The sequence below is a fragment of the Castellaniella sp. genome (assembly GCF_034675845.1).
In the GTDB taxonomy this organism is placed as follows: Bacteria; Pseudomonadota; Gammaproteobacteria; order Burkholderiales; family Burkholderiaceae_B; genus Castellaniella.
The window spans coordinates 1798802-1820932 of sequence record NZ_JAUCCU010000001.1 but is presented as its reverse complement, the minus strand read 5'-3'; the positions used below and the strand labels follow the sequence as shown (position 1 = coordinate 1820932).

At 60.4% G+C, this 22131-nt stretch carries 22 protein-coding genes and 1 pseudogene; 7 read left to right on the top strand and 16 right to left on the bottom strand.

Features of this window, described 5'->3' with window-relative positions:
- Window positions 1–24: 24 nt before the first annotated feature.
- The 6 genes from VDP81_RS08745 to lldR form a co-directional block, all read right to left on the bottom strand.
- Window positions 25–1302, bottom strand: a complete 1278-nt coding sequence (locus tag VDP81_RS08745) for a putative Na+/H+ antiporter (RefSeq protein WP_323012070.1) — start codon at window positions 1300–1302, stop codon at window positions 25–27.
- Between the two features lie 123 nt (window positions 1303–1425).
- Window positions 1426–3039: a GMC family oxidoreductase gene (locus VDP81_RS08740; RefSeq protein WP_323012069.1), complete on the bottom strand. Its 1614-nt coding sequence runs from the start codon at window positions 3037–3039 to the stop codon at window positions 1426–1428.
- A gap of 58 nt (window positions 3040–3097) precedes the next feature.
- Window positions 3098–4048, bottom strand: a complete 951-nt coding sequence (gene ubiA / locus VDP81_RS08735) for a 4-hydroxybenzoate octaprenyltransferase (RefSeq protein ID WP_322995950.1) — start codon at window positions 4046–4048, stop codon at window positions 3098–3100.
- Window positions 4048–5256: a PLP-dependent aminotransferase family protein gene (locus tag VDP81_RS08730; protein ID WP_323012068.1), complete on the bottom strand. Its 1209-nt coding sequence runs from the start codon at window positions 5254–5256 to the stop codon at window positions 4048–4050. The genes ubiA and VDP81_RS08730 overlap by 1 nt, the downstream gene beginning before the upstream one ends.
- Before the next feature lie 204 nt (window positions 5257–5460).
- The gene (lldD, locus tag VDP81_RS08725) at window positions 5461–6597 is read right to left on the bottom strand and encodes an FMN-dependent L-lactate dehydrogenase LldD (protein ID WP_323012067.1); all 1137 of its coding nucleotides are present in this window, start codon (window positions 6595–6597) and stop codon (window positions 5461–5463) included.
- Between the two features lie 13 nt (window positions 6598–6610).
- Window positions 6611–7366 (bottom strand): transcriptional regulator LldR, encoded by a 756-nt coding sequence (lldR, locus tag VDP81_RS08720; RefSeq protein ID WP_322995947.1) that lies wholly within the window; start codon window positions 7364–7366, stop codon window positions 6611–6613.
- Between the two features lie 414 nt (window positions 7367–7780).
- On the opposite strand from lldR, the gene VDP81_RS08715 reads away from it, so the two are divergent.
- From VDP81_RS08715 to VDP81_RS08700, 4 genes are read left to right on the top strand one after another with little or no spacing between them, the layout of a single operon-like run.
- Entirely contained in the window at window positions 7781–8347 is a 567-nt protein-coding gene (locus VDP81_RS08715; RefSeq protein ID WP_323012066.1) for an aminodeoxychorismate/anthranilate synthase component II, read from the top strand.
- 18 nt (window positions 8348–8365) lie between these two features.
- The gene (gene trpD, locus VDP81_RS08710) at window positions 8366–9400 is read left to right on the top strand and encodes an anthranilate phosphoribosyltransferase (RefSeq protein ID WP_323012065.1); all 1035 of its coding nucleotides are present in this window, start codon (window positions 8366–8368) and stop codon (window positions 9398–9400) included.
- Window positions 9397–10197, top strand: coding sequence for an indole-3-glycerol phosphate synthase TrpC (gene trpC, locus VDP81_RS08705; protein WP_323012064.1), 801 nt, complete (start codon window positions 9397–9399; stop codon window positions 10195–10197). Before trpD ends, trpC begins: the two co-directional genes overlap by 4 nt.
- Window positions 10190–10642 carry an HIT family protein gene (locus tag VDP81_RS08700; RefSeq protein WP_323012063.1) on the top strand — a complete coding sequence of 151 codons (453 nt, stop codon included), beginning with the start codon at window positions 10190–10192 and terminating at the stop codon, window positions 10640–10642. The genes trpC and VDP81_RS08700 overlap by 8 nt, the downstream gene beginning before the upstream one ends.
- A 127-nt stretch (window positions 10643–10769) precedes the next feature.
- Here the strand turns inward: VDP81_RS08700 and VDP81_RS08695 are convergent, their stop codons facing one another.
- The 10 genes from VDP81_RS08695 to VDP81_RS08650 all read right to left on the bottom strand — a co-directional run bounded on the left by VDP81_RS08695 (window position 10770) and on the right by VDP81_RS08650 (window position 18961).
- Window positions 10770–11195 carry a F0F1 ATP synthase subunit epsilon gene (locus VDP81_RS08695; protein ID WP_322995942.1) on the bottom strand — a complete coding sequence of 142 codons (426 nt, stop codon included), beginning with the start codon at window positions 11193–11195 and terminating at the stop codon, window positions 10770–10772.
- A gap of 9 nt (window positions 11196–11204) precedes the next feature.
- Window positions 11205–12626 carry a F0F1 ATP synthase subunit beta gene (gene atpD, locus VDP81_RS08690; protein ID WP_322995941.1) on the bottom strand — a complete coding sequence of 474 codons (1422 nt, stop codon included), beginning with the start codon at window positions 12624–12626 and terminating at the stop codon, window positions 11205–11207.
- 44 nt (window positions 12627–12670) lie between these two features.
- Window positions 12671–13570, bottom strand: a complete 900-nt coding sequence (gene atpG / locus VDP81_RS08685; protein ID WP_322995940.1) for a F0F1 ATP synthase subunit gamma — start codon at window positions 13568–13570, stop codon at window positions 12671–12673.
- Between the two features lie 53 nt (window positions 13571–13623).
- Entirely contained in the window at window positions 13624–15165 is a 1542-nt protein-coding gene (gene atpA, locus VDP81_RS08680) for a F0F1 ATP synthase subunit alpha (RefSeq protein ID WP_322995939.1), read from the bottom strand.
- Between the two features lie 36 nt (window positions 15166–15201).
- Window positions 15202–15741, bottom strand: a complete 540-nt coding sequence (locus tag VDP81_RS08675; protein ID WP_322995938.1) for a F0F1 ATP synthase subunit delta — start codon at window positions 15739–15741, stop codon at window positions 15202–15204.
- A 12-nt stretch (window positions 15742–15753) separates the two neighbouring features.
- The gene (locus tag VDP81_RS08670) at window positions 15754–16224 is read right to left on the bottom strand and encodes a F0F1 ATP synthase subunit B (RefSeq protein ID WP_322995937.1); all 471 of its coding nucleotides are present in this window, start codon (window positions 16222–16224) and stop codon (window positions 15754–15756) included.
- 120 nt (window positions 16225–16344) lie between these two features.
- The gene (gene atpE, locus VDP81_RS08665; RefSeq protein WP_298014239.1) at window positions 16345–16587 is read right to left on the bottom strand and encodes a F0F1 ATP synthase subunit C; all 243 of its coding nucleotides are present in this window, start codon (window positions 16585–16587) and stop codon (window positions 16345–16347) included.
- Between the two features lie 54 nt (window positions 16588–16641).
- Window positions 16642–17520 (bottom strand): F0F1 ATP synthase subunit A, encoded by an 879-nt coding sequence (gene atpB, locus VDP81_RS08660; RefSeq protein ID WP_322995936.1) that lies wholly within the window; start codon window positions 17518–17520, stop codon window positions 16642–16644.
- A 26-nt stretch (window positions 17521–17546) separates the two neighbouring features.
- Complete coding sequence (locus tag VDP81_RS08655; RefSeq protein ID WP_322995935.1) at window positions 17547–18017, bottom strand: ATP synthase subunit I; 471 nt, start codon at window positions 18015–18017, stop codon at window positions 17547–17549.
- A gap of 167 nt (window positions 18018–18184) precedes the next feature.
- The gene (locus VDP81_RS08650) at window positions 18185–18961 is read right to left on the bottom strand and encodes an enoyl-CoA hydratase (protein WP_322995934.1); all 777 of its coding nucleotides are present in this window, start codon (window positions 18959–18961) and stop codon (window positions 18185–18187) included.
- Between the two features lie 19 nt (window positions 18962–18980).
- Here VDP81_RS08650 and VDP81_RS08645 point away from each other — a divergent pair.
- From VDP81_RS08645 to ttcA, 3 genes and pseudogenes are all read left to right on the top strand, one after another.
- Window positions 18981–20744, top strand: a pseudogene (locus VDP81_RS08645) (M61 family metallopeptidase); the annotation flags it as partial.
- 111 nt (window positions 20745–20855) lie between these two features.
- The gene (locus VDP81_RS08640; RefSeq protein ID WP_323012410.1) at window positions 20856–21170 is read left to right on the top strand and encodes a dihydroneopterin aldolase; all 315 of its coding nucleotides are present in this window, start codon (window positions 20856–20858) and stop codon (window positions 21168–21170) included.
- Window positions 21171–21178: 8 nt separating this feature from the next.
- Window positions 21179–22129: a tRNA 2-thiocytidine(32) synthetase TtcA gene (gene ttcA / locus VDP81_RS08635; protein ID WP_323012062.1), complete on the top strand. Its 951-nt coding sequence runs from the start codon at window positions 21179–21181 to the stop codon at window positions 22127–22129.
- Window positions 22130–22131: the final 2 nt, after the last annotated feature.

The window sequence follows — 22131 nt, the reverse complement described above, 5'->3', positions numbered from 1 at the left end:
TCAACTGTCTGAATTTTAGTCTTTTTAGGTAAACGAGGTGGGTATCAAAAACATGATGGCCGCCACCAGCGTCGGCACCGCCGCCGCGCCCAGCAGCCGCAGCGGCGAGATCGTGCCATCGCCAAAGCAGCCTTTGAGGATGGAAAACCCTGCGGGATTGGGCGCATTGGCAATCACTGTCAGGCCGCCACCGGTCACCGCGCCGGCCACCAACATATAGCGCCAGAGCTCGCCCGTGTTCTCGACCAGCGAACCCAGATAGGTCAGGGCGGCGTTATCGGTCAACGCAGTCAACGCCGTGGCCCCTACAAACAGTACAAATGGCGACAGGCCACCCAGCAGATCCTGCAACCACCATTGCTGCAGGCCACCCAGCACCACTAGGCCCGCCAGAAAGAAACCCACCATCAAGCCTTCACGCAGCAACAAAGGCGATTGGTGGCGCTTATAGGCATGCGCGTAACCGATGAACAGCACCAGCAGCGCCAGGAAAATCTTGATGTGATGCGAGGACAGCACCACCCCGATCAGAAACAACACATGCACGGCCATCACCACCCGCGATACGGGCGGACGCGGATCATCCTGAGCCTGGGTGCCGCCGATATCCCCACTGAGCAAAAAGGGCCGACATAGCCAAGTAAGCACCAGACCGTTAATCAATACGGCGGTGACTGCCCGCCAGCCAAAATGTGTCGCCATGAATGCAGTATCCCAGCCGAAGGTCTGGGCGACCATCAACACGGGCGGTGCCGCATAGGCTGTGAGCACCCCGCCGATGGAGATATTGACAAACAGCACCCCCACGGCAAGATATTTGAAACCATCCTGTCCCGGACGACGAAAATAGGCCTGTCGCAGGAGCAGTGCCGCCAGCGTCATGGCGGCGGGCTCGGTGATGAGCGAACCCGACAGCGGCACCAGTGTCATGATGACAAAAAAGCGCGCGAGCTCTGCCTGCACAGGCAGTACCCTGGCCACGCCATCGACCACCAAATGGACGAGTTCGATGATGGGCCGACTGGCGGCCACCACCATGATGACGAAGACAAAAGCAGGTTCGGTGAAATTACGGGTATCCAGGTATTCGACCGCCCCCTTGACCCCCAGCGCCACCGCCATCCAGATAAACAAGGCACAGGCCCACACGCCAAACACGGCCTCGACCTCGGACAATAAATGCCATAAACCGGCATGACGCCCGCCTTTGTTCGCCAAGCGCGCAAAAACCGGCACCGAAAACGTGTGGATGATAGCAATGGCAAACAATACACTGGCCACTACTTCGGTGTGACTGACCATATCCGAATCCAGAAAAAAACGATGTGACCGGCCCATTGCGCGACAATAACGCCGCCCGACAGGCCAGGGCTAAAGAAGCCGACGGCACCAGAACTGCAGCGCCACGCCAGCCCGAAGAAAGACTCAGGCGCCACCCAGGATCAGGCGGGCGCCTTTTTCAGCAATCATGATGGTGGGCGAATTGGTATTGCCCGAGGTGATGACCGGCATGATGGATGCGTCAATCACCCGCAGGTTTTCTACCCCCCGCACCTTTAAGGTGGGGTCGACTACCGCCAGCGGATCGACACCCATTTTACATGTCCCCACCGGATGGAAAATCGTGGTGCCTATATCGCCTGCGCAGGCCTCCAGGGCATCCTGGGTCTGCACGGCATCGCCGGGCAGGTATTCCTGGGGCTGATAACGTGCCAGCGCAGGCTGGGCCATGATGTGACGGGTCAGGCGCAAGGCATCGGCGGCGACCCGCCGATCATCGGGCGTCTGCAGATAATTGCAGAGTATATCGGGCTGGTCGGCCACGTTGGGCGACGTGATGCGCACATAACCCCGGCTGCTGGGCTGCAGATTGCAGACCGATGCGGTCATGGCCGGAAAACGATGCAAGGGATCGCCAAATTTATCCAGTGACAGCGGCTGGACGTGATATTCGAGATTGGGCCGGTGACGCGAGGGATCGGATCGGGCAAAAGCGCCCAGCTGCGACGGCGCCATGGATAGTGGCCCACGGCGCAACAGAGCGTATTGCAGGCCCATCCAGGCCTTGCCCCACCACGCATTGGCCAGGGTATTGAGCGTCAGCGCCCCCTGTAAACGATAGATCATGCGCAGTTGCAGATGATCCTGCAGGTTTTCGCCGACCCCCGGCAGGTCATGCACCACCGGCACCCCCAGTTGACGCAGGCGATCGGCCGGGCCAATCCCGGAAACCTGCAGCAATTGAGGCGAACCAATGGCCCCGGCGGCAAGAATGATTTCCCGGGTGGCCTGGGCATGGCGACGTCGCCCCCCCTGGACAAAGGCCACGCCGGTGGCACGCCGACCGGAGAACTCCAGGCGCTCGACGCGGGAATCGGTCAGTACCTGAAGATTTTCCCGCCCCATGACCGGATGCAAAAAGGCCTTGGCGGCATTCCAGCGCACCCCGCGGCGCTGGTTGACCTCGAAGTAATTGCAACCGGCATTGTCGCCCTGGTTGAAGTCTTCCGTGCGGGGAATGCCAGCTTGGTCGGCGGCCTCGCGAAAGGCATCCAGCACATCCCAGCGCAGACGCTGGGACTCGACCCGCCAGGTACCGGACGCCCCATGGAAATCGCTGGCCCCGGCGTGGTGATCCTCGACAGCCATGAACAAGGGCAGCACATCCGCCCAGGACCAGCCGGGATTGCCCAGCGCCGCCCAGTGGTCGTAGTCGGCGGCCTGGCCCCGCAAATACAGCATGCCATTGATGGATGAAGACCCCCCCAGCACCCGCCCGCGCGGATAGCCCAGCGACCGATAATTGAGGCCGGGGTCCGGCTGCGTGTGATAGCACCAGTCGGTGCGGGGATTGCCGATGCAATATAAGTAGCCGACCGGGATATGAATCCAGCGCCAGTCGTCAGGGCCACCGGCTTCAAGCAGCAAGACACGATGCTTGGCCGACAGGCGGTTGGCCAGCAGGCAACCGGCTGATCCGGCCCCCACGACGATGTAATCAAATGCGAGTTGCGTATCCGAGGGGGCGGAGTCTGCCATGATGCGATGTCTCCCCAGGCTTTTGCAGCCTTGTCTGGTTCTATCGAATCAGTCTAGCTTAAACAAGCAGCACCGTGCCAGCCAGCGCCGCCACGATCAGCAAGACGCCCACCTGCATATTGGAACGAAACAAACGCAAGCCATGCTCGGGCTGATGCACGTCGAACAGCGACATCTGCCAGATAAAATGCCCCGCAATGACGGCCATGACCACGTAATATGGCCAGTCCATGCCCATGCCCCAACCCGCTGCGGTCCACAGCGCGGCGGTCACAGCATAAAAGCCACCAATCCAGAAGCGGCCATGGTTGCCAAAGCGCATGGCCACCGATTTCAGACCCAGCCTGCGGTCATCGCGCAGATCGATATAGGCATAGATGGCGTCATAGCCGATCTGCCACAGCACGGCCCCCAGCCACATCGCCACCCCATACCAGGGCAGCACGTCGCGCGTGTCGGTCCAGGCCATCAGCATGCCCCAGTTGAATGCCATGCCCAGCACGGCCTGCGGCCAATAGGTATAGCGTTTGCACAAGGGGTAGATAATCACCAGCGGCAACAGCGCCAAGGCCAGCCAGCGACTATAGGCATTGATCGCCAGCAACAGACTGCCACTGACCAACAGCTGGGCCAGCACGAACCACAAAGCCGCCGACAGACTAAGCTGGCCACTGGTCAGTGGCCGAAAGCGGGTACGCTCGACCTGATGGTCGAAGTTTCGATCGAAAATATCATTGAAGCAGCAACCCACCCCGCGCATCAGCAAAGCCCCCAGCGAGAACACCACCAGGCGCCACAGGGTCGGCCAGCCATCGGCAGCCTGCACCAGCGCGGCCAAGGCCGGCAGCAGGGTCAGCCACGTCCCCACAGGCCGGTCCAGACGGCACAGACGGGCATAAGGCCCCCAGGCGGCCGGCAGCCAGCGCGCCACCCAGTCGTCCGCACGCATGTCGGACAGATCCGGAGCGGCAGGCTGGACGCGCGCGGGATCGGGCGGCTGCCCCGACATCAGGACTGCCCTGCAGGACCGATCAGTTGGCCCAGCACCTGAATGCCGCTGCGGATACGATCTTCCGGCACGGTGACGAAGCTGAGACGCAAGGTATTGGTCGGCGCCTGAACCCCGGCATAAAACGGCGCACCCGGCACAAAAGCGACATTTTTGGCAATGGCCTGCTGCAGCAGCTGCGTGGTATCCATGCCATCGCGCAGGGTGACCCAGATGAACATGCCGCCCTCCGGGCGCGTCCACTGCGCATCCGCTGGAAAATACTGCTGTAGAGCGTCCAACATATAGCCGCATTGGCGCTGATACAGATCGCGCACCAACGGCAGATGGCGCTGTAAAAACCCGTCGCGCACGGTTTCATAAACCGCCATCTGGGTGACCGTGGCCGTATGCAGATCAGTCGCCTGTTTGATTTGCACGAGCTTGCTGATGATGGCTTTCGGGGCCACGACATAACCCAGGCGCATGCCAGGGGCCAGCACCTTGGAGAAGGAACCCAGACGGATGACGGTGGCACCCGCCGGACGGCCAAGCTCAAGCAGCCCAGGCTGAGGCTGGCCGGCATAGCGCAGTTCGCCGTAGGGATCGTCCTCGATGATGGGCAGACCCAGAGCCGCACAGCGTTCGACCAGGGCCTGGCGTCGGGCGCGGTCCAGGGTCAGCCCCGTGGGGTTCTGGAAATTAGGCAATACATAAATAAAACGGGCGTCGCGCACCAGCGCATCATCCAGGGCGTCGGGCACCAGGCCACCCGCATCGGTGGGGACCGCCTGAAACTGCGGCTGAAACAGGGAAAATGACTGCAGCGCCCCCAAATAGCTGGGCGCCTCGACCAGAACCTTGGAACCCGGATCGATAAAGAGCTTGCCCAGCATGTCCAGAGCCTGCTGGGAACCCGAGACAATCAGCACTTCTTCGGGGTCTATGGGTGCGCCTTCGCGGGAAAGATCCTGGGCCACCCATTCGCGCAGGGGGGTATAGCCCTCGGTGCGGCCATACTGCAAGGCAGTGGCGCCCTGAGTATCCAGCACGCGGTCGAAGGCCGCACGTAGTTCGGCAATCGGAAAACCGCTAGGGGATGGCAAGCCACCGGCAAAGGAAATGACCTCTGGGCGTTCGGTGATCTTGAGAATTTCGCGGATGGCCGAGCTGGTCAGCTGCATGGCGCGTTGGGAGAAGACGGCGGGAGTATTGATGTGCATGTCCATGGGTAAGCCCGAATGTAAGCCTGCCTTTTGAGCCGGCTGATTGGCAAGTGCCGGTCAGCCTGGATCGGCGGGCAGCCGGCGCGGTGAGTCAGGGTGAAATACTGCCTGCATGGCATGGCGCCAGAGGCCTCTCAGACAAGTTTCAAACCCCAAACCTCTTATCTTAGATCAAATCGAGTTCGCCGAATATGGGGAAACACCCAATCAATCTCGAACCAGGGAGTCCCGGGTGATGTCCGCAATAGTACGTGCGCCGGTCAGCGTCATGGCCACGCGCATCTCTTTTTCGATCAGGCTCAAGAAATTGGACACCCCGGCCTGGCCGCCAACCGCCAAGGCGTACAACCAGGCGCGGCCCAGCAGGACCGTATCCGCCCCCAGGGCCAGCATACGCACCACATCCAGCCCTGTGCGAACGCCGGAATCCGCCAAGATGGCGATCTGGCCCTTGACGGCATCGGCGATGGCCGGCAAGGCGCGGGTCGTGGACAATACACCATCGAGCTGGCGCCCGCCATGATTCGACACCACAATGCCATCCGCACCAAAGCGCACGGCTTCGCGTGCGTCGTCTGGGTCCAGAATGCCTTTAATGATCATCGGGCCTTGCCAGAAATCACGGATCCACTGCAGGTCTTTCCAGGAAATGGACGGATCGAAGTTATTGCCCAACCAGCCAATGTAGTCTTCCAGGCCGGTTGGCTTGCCCAGGTATTTGGATACGTTGCCCAAGTCGTGTGGTCGACCCTGCACACCCACATCCCAGGACCAGCGCGGGTGCAGCACTGCCTGCAGGTAGCGGCGCCAGGCAGCATAAGGGCCACTCATGCCAGAATGTGCATCACGATAGCGGGCGCCGGGCACCGGCATATCCACCGTAAACACCAGGGTGGATACCCCGGCGGCCTGGGCGCGTTCCAGTACGCTTTTCATGAAGCCGCGATCCTTCAGCACATACAGCTGAAACCACATGGGACGGCTGATGGCGGGGGCGACCTCCTCGATTGGACAGACCGACACGGTAGACATGGTGAAAGGGATGCCATGATGATCCGCCGCGCGGGCCGCCTGGACTTCGCCGCGACGGGCATACATACCCGTCAAGCCGACCGGCGCCAGCGCCACCGGCATGGACAAAGTCTCGTTGAATAAGCGGGTTGTCAGGTCCAGGCTGGACATGTCATTCAGCACCCGCTGGCGCAACGCCACACTGGACAGATCGCTGACGTTATGTTTCAGGGTGTATTCGGCATAGGCCCCGCCATCGGCATAATGAAATAAAAAGGGCGGCAGGCGGCGTTGGGCGGCAGCCCGGTAGTCAGTAGAAGCAGAAATAATCATGGCATTTAGGCAGTCAGACAAAGGGAGATAGGCGCGACGAGCGCGCACGGCGGGCCTCGTCCTCGTCCAGGGTGCGCACGGTGGTGTGCACAAATTCCAGGTGCAGCCAGACAGATGCCCGGGCTGCGGGGGCATCGCCGCGCAGAATCGCCTGCAAGACGGCCTCGTGCTGGTCAACCAGTTGTTCCTGGGTATGCTGCACGGTATACATGCGCTGGCGGCCTTCCGTCACGTTGGCATGCAGCAGTTGAAACAGGCCGCGCATCATCTGCAGCAGCACGATATTATGCGAGGCCTCGGCAATGGCCAGATGAAAGCCGGCATCGGCGCGCGCCAGCAAATCCGCATCATCGCGCCCCTGAAAGCGCTGCAGATCATTGAACCGGGCGCACATGCGGGCACGGTCCTCATCGGTAGCGCGCAGTGCCGCATGCCAAGCCGTTCCGCCCTCCAGGGCGTGGCGCGCTTCCAGCACATCGTAGCGATATCCGGGGTCATCCGAGATCAAGTCACCCAGGGATTCCAGCAACGGCGGGCAGAATGCCGCCACATCTGCTTCAGGCGCGTCCTGCAGATAAGTGCCTCCGCCCTGGCGGCTACGCAGCAGGCCCCGGCTGGCCAATTGCTGGATGGCTTCACGCACCGAAGGCCGCGAGGCCCCCAGATCCAGGGCCAATTGGCGCTCGGACGGCAGACGGTCGCCGGACTGCAGGCCCTGATCTGCGATCAGAGCCAACAGTTGTTCAGCGAGACGGTCCGACAAACGCATAGAATGATTCGGTGAACAGCCAGGAGCCCTGGCACAGCGCCATTATTGGTATGACCATTTAAGGATAAGTTCGTAAATTATAGAAGTAATGGTCATGCCACGTCAATAAATTTTGAAGTTTTACCGAAACAAGGGCGAATTAACTTAGTTCGATATGGCTTCAACACAATATTGGTATGACCAAATTTAATCGCACTGGGTCCGTACTTACCCTGCTCGACAGCATCGCCACGTCACAGTAAAATGCCGCCATGACATTCCACGCGATTCCTCACGTTTGCACTTGGTGGCGCTCCTAATCGGGGCGGCATCCACATGCGTGTTACATCGCATTTTGCCGCCGTTCTGGCTGGCAAAGTTTTCTCTCCTCTCTGTCTCCAGCACGGTGGCGCCTGACCAAGGAAATACTTGATCATGAAGCTCCTGATGCTCGACAACTACGATTCCTTTACCTACAACCTGGTGCAGTATTTCGGCGAACTGGGCGTCCAGGTGTCCGTCGTGCGCAACGATCAGACCGACCTGGCGGGCATCGAGGCCATCCAGCCCGACCGCATCTGCATCTCGCCCGGCCCTTGCTCCCCCACCGAGGCAGGTATCTCCATTGACCTGATTCAGCACTTTGCCGGCCGCATCCCGATTCTGGGGGTGTGCCTGGGGCATCAGGCCATTGGCGCTGCCTACGGTGGACGCATCGTCCGCGCCCAGACGCTGATGCACGGCAAAGTCTCGCCCATTACACATACCGGCACTGACTTATTCACCGATCTGCCCTCGCCCTTCCAGGTGACCCGCTATCACTCGCTGGCCATCGAACGCGCCTCTCTGCCGGACTGCCTGCGGATCACCGCCGAAACCGCAGATGGCGAAATCATGGGAATCGCCCACCAGTCACTGCCCATCTACGGGGTGCAGTTTCACCCGGAATCCATTCTCAGCGAACATGGCCATGATTTGCTGCGTAACTTTCTCAATCTCTGACGCCAAAGGACGCCAATCATGCCACTGATCACCCCCAACGAAGCCTTGGTGCGCTGCATAGAACACCGCGAGATATTCCACGACGAAATGCTGGAACTCATGCGCATGCTGATGCGCGGCGAAGTGTCGCCCCAGTTGGCCAGCGCCCTGCTGATGGGCCTGCGCGTGAAAAAGGAAACCGTCGGCGAAATCACCGCCGCCGCCCAGGTGATGCGCGAATTCGCCCTGAAAGTCTCCACCCCCTATCCCGACGAGCTGCTGGACATGTGCGGCACGGGCGGCGATAAATCACATACCTTCAATATTTCCACCGCCGCCATGTTCGTGGCCGCCGCCGGTGGGGCAAAAGTCGCCAAGCACGGCAACCGCAGCGCCTCGTCCTCGTCGGGCAGCGCGGACGTGCTGGAGGCCCTGGGGGTCTGCATCACCGCCAGCCCTGAACAAGTCGCCGAGTCCATCGACGCCACCGGCATTGGCTTTATGTTCGCGCCGGCCCACCACGGCGCCATGAAAAATGTCGCCGCCGTCCGCCGCGAACTGGGCGTGCGCACGATTTTTAATATCCTGGGGCCACTGACCAATCCAGCCGGGGCTGAAAACCAGTTGATGGGAGTCTTCCACCCGGATCTGGTTGGCATCCAGGTGCGCGTACTGCAGCGGCTGGGATCGCGCCATGTATTGATCGTCCACGGCAAGGACGGCATGGACGAAGCCTCCCTGGGCGCCGCCACCCTGATCGGCGAACTGAAAGACGGCGAAGTGCGCGAATACGAAATCCACCCCGAAGACTTCGGCATGGCCATGGTATCCAATCGCAGCATCAAGGTCACCAACCGCGACGAATCCGCCCAGTTGATCCGTGCCGCCTTGGACAACAAGGCCGGCACAGCACGCGATATCGTGATGCTGAATGCCGGGCTGGCGCTGTATGCCGGCAACCAGGCCAGCTCTATTCAAGCCGGCATCACCCAGGCAGGCGAACTGATCGCCTCGGGTGCTGCCCGCGAAAAACTCGAGCAATTCCGCCAGTACACTCAAAGGTTTGCGTCATGAACGATATCCTCAAGCAGATCCTGGACACCAAACACATTGAAGTCGTCACCGCGCGGCAGATGCGCAGTGAAGCCGAGCTGCTGCGCGAAGCGCGCAGCCGTCAGGATATTCGTGGTTTTGTCCGCGCCATCGAGGACAAGATCGCCCAAGGCAAGCCCGCTGTGATCGCCGAGATCAAAAAAGCATCTCCCTCCAAAGGCGTGATTCGGACCGACTTCAACCCGGCCGAGATCGCCGGCAGCTATGCCTGCCAGGGAGCAGCCTGCCTGTCGGTGCTGACCGATGTGCAATATTTCCAGGGAGGCTACGACCACCTGCGCCAGGCGCGGGCCGCCTGCAGCCTGCCGGTGCTGCGCAAGGATTTCATGATTGATCCCTATCAGGTGATTCATGCGCGGGCGCTGGGGGCGGATTGCGTGCTGCTGATCGCCGCCGCACTGTCTGCCAATCAATTATTGGAACTCGAAGCCGTGGCCATCGAGCTTGGCATGGACGTGCTGGTCGAGATCCACGACCGCAGCGAACTTGACGCCGCCCTGGCCATGCAAACGCCGCTGCTGGGGATCAACAACCGCAATCTACGCACCTTTGAAACACGCCTGGATACCACGCTAAGCATGCTGGCCGATGTCCCGGCGAACAAGCGCGTGGTCACCGAAAGCGGCATCTTGCTGCCCGAAGACGTAGAGCAGATGCGCGCCCACGGCGTGCAGGCATTCCTGGTGGGCGAGGCCTTCATGCGGGCCAGCGACCCGGGGGCCGCGCTGAATGACCTGTTCTTCAAGCCCAATGCATAACGCCACCTGCCCCTTGTGCGGCCCGGCCCCGGTCGGGCTGCTGCACGAAGACGCGCAATTGCGCATCATCACTGTCGATGATGCGCAATTTCCTGGCTACCTGCGGGTGATCTGGCGCGACCATGTGTCCGAAATGACTGACTTGTCCCAGGCCAATCGAGACAGGCTGATGCTGGTGGTCTATCGGCTGGAGGCCTTGCAACGCGATATTCTGCAGCCTGACAAGATCAATCTGGCCAGTCTGGGCAACCAGGTGCCGCACCTGCACTGGCACCTGATCCCCCGCTGGCGGGGCGATCCCTGTTTTCCAGACTCGATCTGGGCGACGGGCCAAGCGCATGATCAGGATCGGCAGACTGCCTGGGCTAGGCAACAACCTGCGCTGCTGGCGCAGGCAAGCGTGCTGCAAAACAAAATTCGACAGGAATTTTCTCCACCCGACTAAGAAGAATGGGGTCAGACACCATTTTCGTTTGGAAATGGTGTCTGACCCCATTCTTCTTGCTTTCTATCGGCTCAAAAAAAGCACCTCGAGTGAGGTGCTTTTTCATGCCGGAAGCAAGCTGCCGGAATCAGTGCGAGGAACGCTTGTGGCTGAATTTCCGCGCTGCGGCCGCCTGAGCAGCCAACATCGCGAGTTCCGCCTCGACCACGGCCAGATCGGCCTTGTCCTTGGTGTTGCGCAGGGCTTCCTCGGCGCGTTCGCGGGCCTTGATCGCACGAGCCTCGTCGAGGTCAGCCGCACGGATGGCCGTATCGGACAACACCGTAACTGAATTGGGCTGAACTTCGAGGATGCCGCCGGCCACGAAGATGTTTTCTTCGGTGCCGTCGCTGCTCTTGATCTTGAGCGTACCCGGACGGATACGGGAGATCAGGGGAGTGTGCCCCGGCAGAATGCCGAGGTCGCCAGATTCACCGGGCAGGGCAACAAACGTTGCCTCGCCCGAGTAGATCGAGGCCTCCGCACTGACCACTTCGATGTGAAGAGTCGCCATGTGCAATCCTTATTGGAGGGTTTTGGCCTTCTCGAAGGCCTCATCAATGCCGCCCACCATGTAGAAGGCCTGTTCGGGCAATGCATCGCATTCGCCTTCGACGATCATCTTGAAGCCGCGCAGGGTTTCAGCCAGCGGGACGTACTTACCGGGCGAGCCGGTAAAGACTTCGGCCACATGGAAAGGCTGCGACAGGAAGCGCTGAATCTTACGCGCACGGGCCACGGCCTGCTTGTCTTCCGGCGAGAGTTCGTCCATCCCCAGAATGGCGATGATGTCGCGCAGTTCTTTGTAACGCTGCAGGGTTTGCTGCACGCCACGGGCGATCTGGTAGTGTTCTTCACCGACCACTTGCGGATCCAGCTGACGGCTGGTGGAATCCAGCGGGTCGACAGCCGGGTAGATCCCCAGGGCGGCGATGTCACGCGACAGCACCACGGTGGAGTCCAGGTGCAGGAAGGTCGTGGCAGGCGACGGGTCGGTCAAGTCATCGGCAGGCACGTACACGGCCTGGATGGACGTGATGGAGCCGGTCTTGGTGGACGTAATGCGTTCCTGGAGCTTACCCATTTCTTCGGCCAGGGTAGGCTGATAGCCCACGGCGGAAGGCATCCGGCCCAGCAGGGCGGAGACTTCGGTACCAGCCAGGGTGTAGCGGTAGATATTGTCCACGAAGAACAGCACGTCACGGCCTTCGTCACGGAAGGACTCGGCCATGGTCAGGCCCGACAGGGCCACGCGCAGACGGTTGCCGGGAGGCTCGTTCATCTGGCCAAACACCATGGCGACCTTGGATTCGGCCAGGTTGTCGAGCTTGATGACGCCTGCATCGGACATTTCGTGATAGAAGTCGTTACCTTCGCGGGTGCGCTCACCCACGCCGGCAAACACCGACAGACCGCTGTGGGCCTTGGCGATGTTGTTGATGAGTTCCAGCATGTTCACGGTCTTGCCCACGCCGGCACCGCCGAACAGGCCGACCTTGCCGCCCTTGGCAAACGGGCAGACCAGATCGATCACCTTGATGCCGGTTTCAAGCAGTTCCACGGAAGGAGACAGCTCGTCGAATTTAGGGGCAGGCTGGTGGATCGAACGCTTTTCGGTGGCCTGGATCTCACCACGCTCGTCGATGGGGCGACCCAGGACGTCCATGATGCGGCCCAGGGTGCCCAGGCCGACTGGCACTGAAATGGGGGCGCCGGTGCCTGCCACGGCCATGCCGCGGCGCAGGCCGTCGGAGGAGCCCATGGCAATGGTGCGCACCACGCCGTCGCCCAGCTGCTGCTGGACTTCGAACGTCAGGCCCTTTTCCGCGAATGCGGAGGACTCGTCGGTCAAGGTGAGCGCGTCGTAGATGTTGGGGATGCTGTCGCGGGGAAACTGAATGTCCACCACTGCGCCAATGCACTGAACGATGGTACCGTTGCTCATGTTTAGTCCTATAAGTATCTCTGGGTTGCCCTGGTTGGCGTCGGTTAGACCGCCGCCGCGCCGCCCACGATTTCCGAAATTTCCTTGGTGATGGCCGCCTGACGGGTCTTGTTGTAGACCAGCTGGAGGTCGCCGATGACTTTTTTGGCGTTATCAGAAGCCGCCTTCATGGCCACCATCCGAGCAGACTGCTCGCTGGCCATGTTTTCTGCCACTGCCTGATATACCAGGCCTTCTACATAGCGCATCAACAGATCGTCGATGACGGTCTGGGAGTCGGGCTCGTAGATGTAGTCCCAGCCATACTTCGTGTCCAGCGTATCGTCTTCCTGACTGCCGGCCTGGAAAGGATCTCCCAGACCCGACGGCAGGGGCAGCAAACGAATAAAACTGGGGTCTTGCTTCATGGTGTTGATGAAGCGGCTGGTGGCCACATACACCGCGTCGACCTTGCCATTGATGAAATCATCGATCTGTGCCTTGATGGCACCGATCAGGCGATCCAGATTGGGGGCATCCCCCAATTGAATTTCGGAGGACACGACGTTGACGCCCACGCGACTGAGCAAGCTCAGGCCTTTGGAGCCCAAAGCGGTTGCCTGCACGCGAATGCCTTGTTCTTCGAATTCCTTGATCCGCGCCAAGGCCAGGCGCGAGATGTTGGTATTCAGACCACCACACAGCCCCTTGTCGGTCGTGACCAGCACGATGCCGACGGCAGAGAGCTTGGCCCGCTCGATCATGTACGGATGGGTGTAATCCGGGTTTGCCTGCATCAGGTGCGCAGCAATCGCGCGAACCTTGGTGGCATAGGGACGGCCAGCCCGCATGCGGTCCTGCGCCTTGCGCATTTTCGATGCGGCGACCATTTCCATCGCCTTGGTGATCTTGCTCGTGTTTTGCACGCTCTTGATCTTGGTACGAATTTCCTTGATTCCGGCCATTCCACTATTCCCTTGGGCTGACCGGGGCGACCATCAGGTGCCCCGGATGCAACTTAAAACGTGCCGTGCTTTTTGAACTCGGCGATGGCGGCAGCCAACTCGGCGTCGTCTTCCTTGGAGAGTTCCTTGACGTCTTCGATGCGCTGGATCAGGGCTTCGTGCTTGGTCTTGAGGTAGTCCTTCAGGGCCTTTTCGAACGACAGAACCCGGCTGACATCGAAGTCATCCAAGTGGCCGTTATTGACCGAGTACAGCGCAACAGCGAGTTCCCAGACCTGTTGAGGCTGGTACTGAGGCTGCTTCAGCAATTCGACCACGCGCTTGCCGCGTTCGAGCTGGCGCCGCGTGGCGTCGTCGAGGTCGGAGGCGAACTGGGCAAAAGCGGCGAGTTCGCGATACTGGGCCAAGTCGGTACGGATACCGCCAGACAGTTTTTTCACGATCTTGGTCTGGGCTGCCCCCCCCACGCGCGACACCGAAATACCGGCGTTGATGGCGGGACGGATACCGGCGTTGAACAAGTCGGTTTCCAGGAAGATCTGGCCGTCAGTAATGGAGATGACGTTGGTCGGCACGAAAGCCGAGACGTCGCCCGCCTGGGTTTCGATGATCGGCAATGCGGTCAGCGACCCGGTCTTGCCCTTGACGGCGCCCTTGGTGAATTGCTCTACGTAGTGCTCGTTGACGCGGGCTGCGCGTTCGAGCAAACGGGAGTGCAGGTAGAACACGTCGCCGGGATAGGCTTCGCGCCCAGGTGGGCGGCGCAGCAGCAGCGAAACCTGACGGTAGGCCCAGGCCTGTTTGGTCAAGTCGTCATAGACGATCAGGGCGTCTTCGCCGCGGTCGCGGAAATATTCGCCCATGGTGCAGCCTGAGTAGGCAGCCAGGTACTGCATGGCGGCGGAATCAGAGGCGGCAGCAGCCACGACAATGGTGTATTCCATTGCGCCATGTTCTTCGAGCTTGCGCACCACGTTATTGATGGTGGAGGCTTTTTGCCCAATGGCGACGTACACGCAGGTAACGCCCTTGCCTTTTTGGTTGATGATGGTGTCGACAGCGACGGCGGTCTTGCCGGTCTGACGGTCGCCAATGATCAGTTCGCGCTGACCACGACCGATAGGCACCATGGAGTCGATGGCCTTTTGACCCGTTTGCAGGGGCTGGGACACGGACTGACGCGCAATCACGCCCGGCGCGACCTTTTCAATGACGTCGGTTTCTTTGGCGTTGATCGGGCCCTTGCCATCGATCGGGGCACCCAGTGCATCGACCACACGACCTTTGAGTTCGGGGCCGACTGGCACTGCCAGAATCTTGCCGGTGGTCTTGACCGAATCGCCTTCGGACACGCCCACGTAGTCACCCAGCACCACAGCGCCGACGGAGTCGCGCTCGAGGTTAAGGGCCAGACCAAAACGGTTATTGGGGAATTCGAGCATTTCGCCCTGCATCACGTCGGACAAGCCGTGGATGCGGGTAATGCCGTCAGTGACGGATACCACCGTACCCTGCGTACGGACATCGGTGGACGCGCCCAGGCCTTCGATGCGGCTCTTCAGCAGTTCGCTGATCTCGGACGGGTTAAGTTGCATGGTAAGACTCCTGGAATCCTGTTGTGTGGCCCGCCATCATGCGGCCAGCGTATCGCGCAGACTGGCCAGACGGGCCTGCACGGAAGTGTCGAGCACGTGATCGCCAACCGAGACGCGCACCCCGCCGATCAATGAGGGATCGACAGTCACCTGAGATTTGAGCTTGAGACCGAACTTGCGCTCGAGCCCCTGCAGCAAACCGGCAACCTGGGCATCGTCCAGCGGAAAGGCACTGGTGATCTCGGCCAGGGCCGTGCCCTCGAGCCGATTGCGCAGGAGTTCGAATTGTTCGGCCACCTGCGGCAAGGCCTGGATGCGGCCGTTTTCGATAACCAGCGCAATCAGGTTGGCTGCCTGAGGCGGCAGGGCCTGAGGCACCAGCCCGATCAGCAACTGGATGCGCTGCGCGTCATTGAGACGCGGATCACCGATGGCTTCCTGCACGTCGGGCAGGCTGGACACCTGTGCCAACAAGGACAAAATGCCGGACCAGGAATCGAGGCCCTGCGCGTCATTGCGCACGGCCTCGAAAAGAGCCTCGGCGTATGGGCGAGCGATAGTAGATAGTTCAGCCATGAGCCGCCCCGATCAGAGTTGTGCCTGCAGCTGATCCAGCAGATCAGCGTGTGCCTTGGCATCGACTTCGCGGCGCAGGATTTGCTCGGCACCCTTAACCGCCAACACGGCGACCTCGGCACGCAAAGTTTCGCGTGCGCGTTGAGCCTCGTGGGCAGCGTCCTGACGTGCCTGAGCCACAATCCGAGCCTTCTCAGCCTCGGCCTCGCGGCGCGCCTCGTCGATCAGCATGGCAGCCTGTTTCTCGGCCTCGGCCAGACGTGCGTGGTTGTCGTTCTTGGCTGCTGCCTCGATCAGACTGACACGCGCCTGCGCCTGGGCAAGATCTGCCTTGCCTTTTTCGGCGGCAGCCAGACCGTCGGCGATTTTCTGGCGACGATCATCGATTGCCTTCGTCAGGGGTGGCCAGATGAATTTCATCGTAAACCAGCCCAGAACGAAAAACACGATCATCTGGAAAAAGAGAGTCGCGTTTAAATTCACGGTCGTTTCCCTAATTTACCCTCTCGTGTCTTGTGGCAAATCCACAAGACACTAAACCTGGCCGATCGCCACCCGCAGGCGCGAGACCAGCCCCTGGCCTGCCGCAGCAGGCCTGTGCGATCAGCCGACGAACGGATTGGCGAACGCGAACAGCATGGCCAGACCCACGCCGATCAGGAAAGCGGCATCAATCAGACCAACCAGCAGGAACATCTTGGTTTGCAGGGTGTTCATGAGTTCGGGCTGGCGAGCAGAAGCTTCGAGGTATTTGCCCCCCATCAAGCCGATACCGATACAAGCACCGATGGCGCCCAGACCGATGATCAAACCGCAAGCAAGCGCAACGAATGCAACGTTGGTCATAACAACTCCTTGGTAAGTAAACGTTGTTTAGTCAGAAAACAAAAGAATCAGAAATCAGTGGCCTTCGTGTGCCAGCCCGATATATACCAGGGTCAGCATCATGAAGATGTATGCCTGCAGCAGCACGATCAGGATATGGAAGATCGCCCACGCCGAGCCGGCCAGCACGTGCCCGAATGCCAGACTGATGCTTGTTGCATCGGTCCCGACCCAGGCCCCCCCCAGCAAGGCGATCAGCATGAACAGCAGTTCGCCCGCATACATATTGCCGAACAGCCGCATGCCCAGAGAGACGGTCTTGGCGACATATTCGATGAGATTGAGCAGCAGATTGAAAGGCGCCAGCACGATGGCGGCCACCCCATGCGCATGGAACGGCGCGGTGAAGAGCTCTTTGACGAAACCGCCGATGTGTTTGATCTTGACGCCATAATAAAGCGTGAGCAACAGCACGCCCAGCGACATCCCCATCGGGATGTTGAGGTCGGCGGTCGGCAAGATACGGTGGTAGTACAGGGGGTCCGCGTGATCGGCACCCAGCCCTGTCATGCGGAAGATCCAGCCCACCAGATCGACCGGAATCAGATCAAGCGCATTCATCAGCGTGATCCACAGGAACACGGTCAGCGCCAGCGGCGCGGCATACAGGCGGGATTTTTCGTTCGGAACGATGTTCTTGGCTTCTTCCTGGACCATGCCGACGAGCATTTCGACGGACATCTGAAAACGGCCCGGGACATCGGTGGTGGCTTTTTTGGCTGCGCGCCAAAGAAACCAGATCACCACAAAGCCCATCAGGGCGGACCAAAAAAGCGAATCGTAGTTGACGACGCCGAAGTTGGCGATGATTTCTTGTTTTCCGCCGAGATTATTCAGGTGCACCAAATGGTGCTGAATATATTCGGACTGAGGCGTCGTTACTGCGTCGGTCATCGGTAAGCCCTTCAAACGTAATCAAATCATGGCAAGCGGCGCAAGGCCAGCAACACCACGTACCCTTTCATGACGCCCAGCAGCCCCAGCAAGAAGGCCAGCCAATTCAACCAGCTGCCCCACTGCCACGCCACCAGGACCACTATCCCTGCCACTGCGAACAGCTTTAGGAATTCGCCCAGAAAAAAGGCAATCGACCCCGGGCGTTTAGGCCCGAAATACCCAAGCAGCAGCCGCAAGGCGAACAAAGCGTTGGGCACAAAATAAGCCGCCGCCCCTATCAGCGCGGAAGCCCCAGCGTCCTTCCCGGCAATTCCCCAAGCGCCCAGCACCACCAACATTCCCATGAATGCCTGCGCTGCCAGCGCCCGATACAGGCCGATCTGCGAGCGTCTGGCAATTTGCGCGCGATCCTGATCACTCAGTACCAGCGGCTGGATCGCGCCAGTTTCATCCCCGACCCCGCCCGCGAGATCGGATGTGTGTTGCTTGCGCATATGCCTTGACACCCAAGCAGCTGACATACCATTTGATACGCCAGCTGACAGTCAAACCCTTGAATTATAGCTGCCTTTTAGCGGACAACTTATGTCCTTACCCCAAAAGGCGCACCATTTTAACCCAGAAAGGAAAATGATGCGCGAACCGGGAAAAACACCCGGTTTCAGCGGTGTTTGAAATCGGGTTTGCGTTTTTCGACAAAGGCTTTCATGCCTTCCTTCTGATCCTCGGTGCTGAACAATGCGTGGAAATTACGGCGCTCGAACAGCAAGGATTCGCTGAGGGAAGACTCGAAGGCACGATTGATGCATTCTTTGGCCATCATGACGGAAGGCAGCGACATGGATGCGATCACGGTGGCGGCCTCGATGGCCTCGTCCAGGAGTTTGTCGACCGGGACGATGCGGGCAACCAGGCCGGCGCGTTCGGCTTCGTGCACATCCATCATGCGTCCGGTCAGGGCCAGATCCATGGCCTTGGCCTTGCCAACGGCACGCGGCAAGCGCTGTGTGCCCCCATAACCAGGAATCACCCCGAGCTTGATTTCAGGCTGGCCGAATTTTGCATTTTCGGCCGCGATGATGAAATCGCACAGCATGGCCAGTTCGCAACCGCCGCCCAGCGCATAGCCCGAGACCGCCGCGATGATGGGCTTACGGGCGCGCCGCAGCGCATCCCAGTTACCGCCCAGATAATCGGCCTGATAGACGTCCATGAAGGACCAATCTGCCATGGCACCGATATCGGCGCCGGCGGCAAAGGCTTTTTCGCTGCCGGTCAGCACCATCGCGCCAATATTGTCATCGGCCTCGAAAGCCCGGATGGCGGCGGACAGCTCGTCGATGACCTCGTTGCTGAGGGCGTTGAGAACCTGGGGCCGATTCAGGGTCAGAAGCCCGACGCGGCCCCGGACTTCAACCTTTACCAATGCTTCACTCATGTTGTCTCCACAGTAAACTATCGCGATGAATAATGATCTGATTTGCTATCAAGTGCGCTTGGCCGACCCCGTCGGCCACCGCTATGCCATCCGGCTGACCATCCCGCAGCCCAGCCCTGACGGCCAGACACTGCGCCTGCCTGCCTGGATACCAGGCAGCTATCTGATCCGTGATTTTGCCCGACAGATCGAATCTTTGCAGGCGCGAGATGCGGATGGCCCAGTAATCTGCCAAAAAAGCGACAGCCATACCTGGCACTGTACCCCGGCCCGAGGGGCCTTGGTGGTGGATTACATAGTGTACGCCTGGGATCTGTCGGTGCGTGGTGCCCACTTTGATGAAAGCCATGCGTTCTTCAATGGCTGCAGCTTGTTTCTAGCCGTGGAAGGCCAAGAATCCCAACCATGCCTGCTGGATCTTTGCCCGCCGGATCATGCCCAGGACTGGCGGGTGTACACCAGCCTGCCTGCTGCCACGGGCCACCCAGGGTGCGCTGCGCTGCGGGGCTTTGGCTATTACCGCGCTCCGGGCTACGATGCCCTGATCGACCACCCCGTCGAAATCGGTACGCCGCAATGCATCAGCTTCCAGGTGCACGGCGCTACCCACGACCTGGTATTCACCGGGGTCGCGCCCCAGCTGGATCTGGCGCGCCTGGCGGCCGATGCAGAAAAAATCTGCGCCGCCCAAATTGCATTATTTGAACCGGAGACGCGTCAGGCCCCCTTTCTGGACAGTGCCGAGCGCTATGTATTCCTGACCACCATCACTGGCGACGGCTACGGTGGGCTGGAACACCGGGCATCCACCGCCTTGCTGGCCAGCCGCCACAGCCTGCCCATGCGTGGGCGGCCTGCGCCCGACGACTACACGACATTTCTGGGTCTCCTGAGCCATGAGTATTTTCATACCTGGAACGTCAAACGCATCAAGCCTGCCGCCTTTGCGCCCTACGATCTGCGCCAGCCCAATTACACCCGGCTCTTGTGGGTCTTTGAAGGCTTTACCTCGTATTACGACGACCTGATGCTGCTGCGCGCGGGCGTGATCGACACACCGGCCTACCTGAAGGTTTTGTCGCGCACCCTGGACCAGGTATTGGGCAGCGGCGGGCGGTTGAAACAGTCCGTGGCCGACAGCTCTTTTGACGCCTGGACCCGCTACTACAAGCAAGACGAGAACTCCCCCAATGCTCTGGTCAGCTATTACACCAAGGGCGCACTGGTGGCGCTGGGGCTGGATCTTGAAATTCGCCAGCACAGCGGGGGCAGCCGCAGTCTGGATGACGTCATGCGGCTGCTGTGGACGCAATACGGGCGAGGCTTCTTTCGCGGCCAAGCCCACGGGGTGGCCGAAGACGCCCTGCCCGCCCTGATCCTGCAGGCCACTGGAGTAGATGTCGCAGACTTCATCCAGCGATATGCGGAAAACTGCGCCGATGTGCCCCTGGAACCCGCGCTGGCCGTCCAAGGCTGGCAGATTTCCACTCAGCCCGAAGCCCCCCGGCCCAGCCTGGGTGCCCGCCTGCGGGCGGACCACCAAGGGGTACATCTGGCCACCGTCCATGAGCACGGCGCTGCGCACGCAGCCGGCCTATCAGCAGGAGACCTGCTGATAGCCCTGGATGGCCTGCGTATCCGCACCACGACCGACCTGGATCATCTCCTGGACATGCGCCAGGCCGACGACCAAGCCACCGTGCATGTATTCCGGCGCGACGAGCTTCGCGCCTACTCTGTGCGTCTGGCCGCAGCCCCCATCAAACGCCAGATCACGCAGGCCGGACCCGGCCCCTCGAGCAATCGCTGGCCTGCGGCTGACACCACCCCATCTGCACCTTTGCAGACACGCCAGGTGATTCTGGACGACCTGCAAGTATCGGCCTCCATCGGCATGCTGGAGCACGAGCGTCAGGCGCGCCAGCCGCTGCACATCCACGCCGAATTCGACGTCGATGCTGCGCAGCCGGTCAACGACGCGGATATCGGCACGGTACTGGATTACCGCCAATTGCGCGCAGCGCTGATCGACGAGGCCGGTCAGGCTCACACCGACCTGCTGGAAACGCTGGTGGCACGCTCCCTGGCGCGCATCTTGCAGGACTTTCCTGCCGTGCAATCGGCCCGCATCCGTATCTGTAAGCCGCAGGCTTTCGATGACTGCGCCGCCGTGTGCATCGAACAATCCAGGACTCGCGCAGCCTCATGAGCACACCCATGACACATTCCAACCGTCACCCCAGCGTCAACGAGAACAAGCTGGTGAAGCGCCTGCTGCGCGAGACCGGCAAGGCAATCAGCGACTATCAGATGATCGAGGAAGGCGACCGGGTCATGGTCTGCCTGTCGGGCGGCAAGGACTCGTACGGCTTGCTGGATATTTTGCTGACCCTGCGCGAACGCGCACCGATCCAATTTGATCTGATCGCCGTGAACCTGGATCAGAAACAACCCGGATTTCCCGAACACGTGCTGCCGGACTACCTCCGCGCACGCGGGGTGCCGTTTCATATCGAAAACCAGGACACCTACTCTACCGTCAAACGCCTGATCCCCGAGGGCAAGACCACCTGCTCGCTGTGCTCGCGCCTGCGGCGTGGGATTTTGTACCGGGTCGCTCGTGAACTAGGCGCCAATAAAATCGCCCTGGGCCACCACCGCAATGATATTCTGGCCACGTTTTTCCTGAACCTGTTTTATGGCGGACGGCTAAAGGCCATGCCACCGAAACTGGTCTCCGACAACGGCGAACACATCGTCATCCGGCCACTGGCCTACGTGCAGGAAAAAGACCTGATCGCCTATGCGAAATTACGCGACTTCCCCATCATCCCCTGCAATCTGTGCGGCTCTCAGGAAAATCTGAAACGCCAGGAAATCAACCGCATGCTGGAAGAATGGAACCGGCATTTCAGCACGCGCAACGCCAGTGTATTCCGGGCGCTCTCGCATGTGGCGCCCTCGCACCTGATGGATCGGGATCTGATGGACTTTGCGGGCCTCAGGCCTACAGGCCTGGCGGATGCCAATGGTGATCATGCCTTTGATGCAGAAGACTACGCCTTGTCGGCCTTTGCTGCCGACGACGAGGACGAGCACGAATCCACCGCAGCAGGGATACAGGCGGCAGACCTTCGCCGCAGTCCACCAGGCGTCAGGCGGGCCTAAGC